The organism is Chitinophaga sp. (genome assembly GCF_036569125.1).
GTDB lineage: Bacteria > Bacteroidota > Bacteroidia > Chitinophagales > Chitinophagaceae > Chitinophaga.
In genome coordinates this window covers 1-5,513 of sequence record NZ_DATCRF010000649.1, presented here as the reverse complement: position 1 = coordinate 5,513, position 5,513 = coordinate 1, and the positions used below count along the sequence as shown (strand labels likewise).

Annotated in this window: 5 protein-coding genes; 2 read left to right on the top strand and 3 right to left on the bottom strand. The window is 49.1% G+C overall.

The genetic code is table 11. The annotated features are described in order from the left end of the window. The first annotated feature begins 143 nt into the window (after nucleotides 1-143). Nucleotides 144-2,102 carry a glycosyl hydrolase family 8 gene (locus VIM87_RS24415; RefSeq protein ID WP_331999521.1) on the top strand — a complete coding sequence of 653 codons (1,959 nt, stop codon included), beginning with the start codon at nucleotides 144-146 and terminating at the stop codon, nucleotides 2,100-2,102. Between the two features lie 214 nt (nucleotides 2,103-2,316). Here VIM87_RS24415 and VIM87_RS24410 read toward each other — a convergent pair whose 3' ends face one another. Further along, entirely contained in the window at nucleotides 2,317-3,105 is a 789-nt protein-coding gene (locus VIM87_RS24410; protein ID WP_331999520.1) for an SDR family oxidoreductase, read from the bottom strand. 160 nt (nucleotides 3,106-3,265) lie between these two features. On the opposite strand from VIM87_RS24410, the gene VIM87_RS24405 reads away from it, so the two are divergent. Further along, entirely contained in the window at nucleotides 3,266-4,186 is a 921-nt protein-coding gene (locus VIM87_RS24405) for a helix-turn-helix transcriptional regulator (protein WP_331999519.1), read from the top strand. Between the two features lie 204 nt (nucleotides 4,187-4,390). On the opposite strand, the gene VIM87_RS24400 is transcribed toward VIM87_RS24405, so the two are convergent. Continuing rightward, nucleotides 4,391-4,588 (bottom strand): hypothetical protein, encoded by a 198-nt coding sequence (locus VIM87_RS24400; RefSeq protein ID WP_331999518.1) that lies wholly within the window; start codon nucleotides 4,586-4,588, stop codon nucleotides 4,391-4,393. Nucleotides 4,589-4,644: 56 nt separating this feature from the next. After that, the coding region (locus VIM87_RS24395) for a thiopeptide-type bacteriocin biosynthesis protein (RefSeq protein ID WP_331999517.1) at nucleotides 4,645-5,513 on the bottom strand (869 nt) is incomplete at its 5' end.

Below are 5,513 nucleotides of genomic sequence, written 5' to 3'. Positions count from 1 at the left end.
GGCTCAAACCCCAAGCCCCTCCGATATTCATCCGGTAATGATTTCACAATTTATCCCCTACCTTTACGAAGTATAACCACGTCAACGCAGTAACGAAAACCTATAACAAGAAAAACCTAATCACCCTTAAAAATCAAGTGTCTATGAGAAAACCCTATGCCATACTGGCAACCGGCATGCTATGCATTGCAGGCCTGATCGTACAAGCACAAAAAAAGCCATTTCCACAAGCTGTAAGCTATCCTGGCTGTATCAAACCAAACAACGTTACACAGGCCGACATGAACACCAGTGTAGCAAGCTTCTATGATTACTGGAAATCAAAGTACCTGAAGAACAACCTGGCTTCATTACCCGGCGGCTATTACATTAAAGGAGAGATCAGTGGTGACGCCGACGGTTACACGCCGTTAGGCTCCTCTGAAGGACAAGGCTACGGTATGGTCATTACGGTGCTGATGGCCGGTCATGATGCCAATGCCCGCACTATTTACGACGGGCTGTTTAAAACCGCGCGTGCATACCGCAGCTCTATCAATAATAATATTATGGGCTGGGTGGTAGCAGACAATGCCAGCGCACAGGGGCATTTTGATTCCGCAACAGACGGCGATATTGATATCGCCTACTCCCTTATCCTGGCGCACTACCAGTGGGGATCAGATGGCGCCATCAACTACCTGAACGAAGCTAAGAAAATGATCACCAATGGTATTAAAGCCGCCAATGTTACCACTACCAACCGCCTGAACCTGGGCGACTGGGATAGCAAAAGTGCGCTGAACACCCGTCCTTCCGACTGGATGTTAAGCCATATGCGCGCCTTTTACCAGGAAACAAATGATGCAGCCTGGTTGAATCTGATCAATAACCTGTACAGTGTATACAATCAGTTCAGCGCTACTTATTCACCCGCTACCGGTTTGATCTCCGATTTCGTAGTAAAGAATCCGCCGGAGCCCGCTCCTAAGAACTTTATTGACGAAGGCCCGCAAACCAATGAATATAACTACAATGCCTGTCGTGTACCCCTGCGCGTAGTGATGGACTATGCATTATACGGCTCAACAAGCGCACAGGCTATTTCCAATAAAATAGCCGGCTGGATCATCCAGAAAAGCGGCGGCAACCCTGCCAGCATCCGCGATGGCTACCAGCTGAATGGCGCCACCAGCGGTACTGATCCTGAAGCAGTATTTGTAGCGCCGTTTGTGGCGGCCGCAGTGGCCAACAGCGCTAACCAGGCTTTTGTGAACAGTGGCTGGAACTTCCTGAAAACTAAAAAGTCCGGTTATTACAGTGATTCCTACAGCCTGTTATGCCAGCTGTTTATTTCCGGTAACTGGTGGAAGCCCGAAGCAGGTACTACACCGCCGCCGGCCTGTGTGCCCGCCAGCGCCAGCAGTGATGATGGGAATGTACCGGCCAATGTGCTGGATAATGACCTCAATACCCGCTGGTCTGCCAGTGGCGACGGGCAATGGATCCAGCTCTGTTTGAGTAATCCTGTAACAGTGACAGGGGTGGATATTGCTTTTTACCAGGGCAATACCCGCCGTGCATTGTTTGATATTCAAACCAGCACAGATGGCCTTACCTTCACGAATGCCGCTACCGGCCTGCAAAGCAGCGGTACCTCCCTGGCATTGGAAACTTTTACGTTTGCCGCCAGAACGGCTAAGTATGTACGCATTGTAGGCCATGGCAATACTGTGAACGCCTGGAACAGCTACACAGAGGTAAAGGCGAGAACCGGTACGCAAAGCAGCCGGCAGGTAACCGCAGGAGCGCCCAAAACAGGGGCCGGGCAGGCGTTTGCAGCGTCTGCAGATACATATGGCGATAAGCTGCAGCAGCTGAGCGTATTCCCCAATCCCGTAGGCAGTACGGCTACGGTAGCATTTACCCTGCAGCAGGCAGGCCCGGTACACCTGGCAGTATATAATACCAATGGTGAGGTAGTAAAGGTATTGGCCAGTGAGCAGTTACCGGCAGGCCGCCATAGCCGCACGTTTACACCCGGTAACATACCCGGAGGTTTATACGTGCTGAAGCTGGTGCACAACGGTAAGGTAAGCACTGCGAGGGTGGTGAAACAGTAAGCGATGTGCTGATGTGCTAATATGCTGATGTGCTGGTTTTTGCTCAGGTAACCCAATTTAAAGGTGCAAATGAACCGCTTCATTTGCACCTTTTTCATTAATATAAATACCGCCAACCATAAATACCGCCGCCATAAATACATCTAATCATAAATAACGCCAATCACATACACCAGCACATTAGCATATTAGCACATCAGCACATTCACAACCTTTATTCATAGAGAGGACGGTGCTGTTTGGCAAAGCTGCGTATGATCACAGATGTTGGAATAAGTTTTCCTAACCTTGCCACAACCCGGTTCTTAAAGCCGGAAATAGCCACGCTTTTACTACGGCGAATGCCGCTGACAGCCGTTGCCGCCACCTGTGCCGGTGTTTCAATGCCCATGACCAGGAATGCGCTTTTATTTTCTTCGCCAATTTTTGCCGCTTCAAAAAAGTTGGTGTCTGTAGCGCCGGGGCACAGCAGCATTATCTGAATGTTATAGGGGCGGTTCTCTTCCTGCAGGGCGCCGGTGAATGATCTTACAAACGCTTTGGTAGCCGCATATGCCGCCATAAAAGGCACCGGCATAAAACACGCCATAGAGGCTACGTTAATAATGGTGCCGCTGTTACGCGCCCGCATTTTTTGCAGGTAATGATGGGTAAGCGCAGCCAGGGCTGCCACATTCAGGGATATCATATCCAGCTCGCTGTCCAGGGGCAGTTTTGAAAAGTCGCCGGCAGAACCAATACCGGCATTATTGATCAGCCAGTCCACTTCAAGCCTGCGCTTTTCCGTTTCCTCAAAAAGCTGTTGCCGGCCGGATGCTGCTGCCAGGTCTGTAGCTACATATTGTGCGGTAATGGTATGGGTGCGTGTAAGCTCATCGCACAGCTGCCGCAATTTGTTTTCCGAACGCGCCACCAATAAAAGATGATGCTTTTCTGCTGCCAGCCGCCTGGCCAGCGCTTCCCCAATACCACCGGATGCGCCTGTAATAAGTGTAACTTTCATAAATGCTGCATATTGCTTTGCAGTAAAGGTCGGGTGGGTTGCAGGCATGCACATAACCGGATTACAGATACTTGTATCCAAAAAAAGAACCTGTTTTGGATACAATAAACCATGATCTGGTTACGTCCTCCCGGTATAACAAGGTGAAATTAGCAGTAATATGAAAAGGACAGCCGCCATGCACTATGTTATTCATTCCATTACGGAACAGCATCAGCTATTATCGCTGCCAGGCCCGGAGCATCCGTTGGTAAGCGTCATTAAATTTGAAGATATTCAATACATTCCGGTGGATGGAACGGTTCATTTCTCCACAGATTTTTATACCATTGCCATTAAGAAAGGCTGTGAATGCAAGTTCAGGTATGGGCAGCATTATTATGATCATGACCAGGGCGTAATGTCGTTTATTGCGCCGGGGCAAATGCTTTCCTGGGATGAGGACGATACCCCTCCGCCGGCGGGCTGGCTGCTGGTCATGCACCCCGATTTTATCCGCGGTCATGCGCTGGAGCAGAAGATAAAAGAATATGGCTTTTTTAACTACGCGGCAGATGAAGCCCTGCACCTCTCGCCCGGTGAAGAGAAAATGATGGAGACTATCATGGAGAATATTAAGCAGGAGTACTGTTCCATCATTGACAGCTACAGCCAGGATGTAATTATTTCCCATATTGAGCTGCTGCTGAACTATTCCAACCGTTTTTATAACCGGCAGTTCATTACCCGCAAACATACCAATAATGATGTGCTGATAAAGCTGGAGGCCCTTTTAACAGCATACATCAACAGCCCAAAGCTCAAAGAGAACGGGCTGCCCACCGTCCGGTATATTTCTGCGCAAATGAACTTATCCCCCAACTATTTAAGTGATCTGTTAAAGAAGGTAACCGGCCAAACCACTCAGCAGCATATTCATAATAAGCTCATTGAAAAGGCCAGAGAGCTGTTGGCGTCCTCCAGTTTATCCGTTAGTGAGATTGCTTACTATCTTGGCTTTGAGTACCCGCAGTCCCTCAGCAAACTATTCAAACAAAAAACCAGCCTTTCTCCTTCAGCCTTCCGTAGCTCCTTTAATTAACGGTCAGCATCTGCATATTCCAGTCATTTCCTATACAAACCAGCACATGATACCAACCCGGTCACATACACCAGCACATTAGCATATCAGCACATCAGCACATTCGCCCTCCATCTGCACATCTGCATATCCGCACATTTGCACATCAAAACAAAGGCCGTCCCCTATGGAACGGCCTTTATCTTTACTGCTCGTTACAAATGCTTAGTGAGAGGTGCTGATAACAGTGGTAGTAGGCTGGTGCAGAATAGAATCTGCCTGTTTGCCTTTACGTCCTGTTACAGCAGTTTCGCTTACATTAGCAATGGTTCTTTTGTGCATAGCCAGTTTCTCGTGGCTTTGTTTATCCCAGTTGGCTAACACGTCCAGGGAAAACTTGGTTTGCTGAGACTTTACACTCATGGTTTAGATTTTTGTTAGGTGAACAATAAATGCCTACTCTTTTAAAGGTATTTCGGCTACCCCTTTTGTATATTGGCCAAATAATACTTCCGTGCTTCATACCGGTCCAGGATATCATACAGCGCCATTTCATACTGCCGCGGTTTGCTGCTCATGATCCGGTTTATCATCATGTGCACATAGCTGCCTGTTAAATGGAACCAGTTAACATTCAGCCGGCCCTGCTGCCGTAGCTGGATCAGCTGTTGCGCCAGGGGCGCTATCTGCTGGCTGCGTGTTTCCAGCAGCTGCAGCACCGGGTAAAAGCGGTTCTGCGGGGTAATAGCTTCCATAATTTCATGAATGTAGCCGGCATGCTGCTCATACTGCTGGTTCAGCTGCTGCCGCATGGGTTTATCCACCTGCATTTCCTGTGCAAAGGCTGTTTTCTGCTGCAGGATGAACGCCTTTTTCTCCGCCGCATCCAGCTGAAGATCATTCAGCCAGGTATCCATGCCTTTCAGGGCCCATAGCCATTTTATTTTCTCCTGCTCATCGCCGCTTAGCATGGCTAGCAGCTCCAGGGTGGCCTGGCTATCGTAAAAGAACAGTTTTTCCGACAGCGCCATGGCGGCAGCGCCGCCGTATCTTTCCAGCTCCCGTTTATAAGTATCCAGGCGTGTTTTCCAGATCATGTGCGAGGCCTGTAAAGGCGCCAGGGCCTGGCTTAACAGGGCAATGGCTTCACCTGCCTGCCGGGTATCCGTTAAGTGAAAGCGTATGCGCAGGTGAAAGTCGGGGTCCAGGTAGCGGATAAAGAACCACTGGTCTATAATACCGGCTGCTGTTAATGTTTCCACCACAGGCCGTACCTGTTCTGTAAGTATATTATCCGCCAGTGAAGGCCCGCAATACAGCTTATAGTACAGCCATTCCGATCCCACGG

Excerpts from the sequence above, each read along its gene's own strand:
- VIM87_RS24415 (WP_331999521.1), top strand. The coding sequence starts at position 144 with ATGAGAAAACCCTATGCCATACTGGCAACCGGCATGCTATGCATTGCA.
- VIM87_RS24405 (WP_331999519.1), top strand. The coding sequence starts at position 3,266 with ATGAAAAGGACAGCCGCCATGCACTATGTTATTCATTCCATTACGGAA.
- VIM87_RS24400 (WP_331999518.1), bottom strand. The coding sequence starts at position 4,588 with ATGAGTGTAAAGTCTCAGCAAACCAAGTTTTCCCTGGACGTGTTAGCC.
- VIM87_RS24410 (WP_331999520.1), bottom strand. The coding sequence starts at position 3,105 with ATGAAAGTTACACTTATTACAGGCGCATCCGGTGGTATTGGGGAAGCG.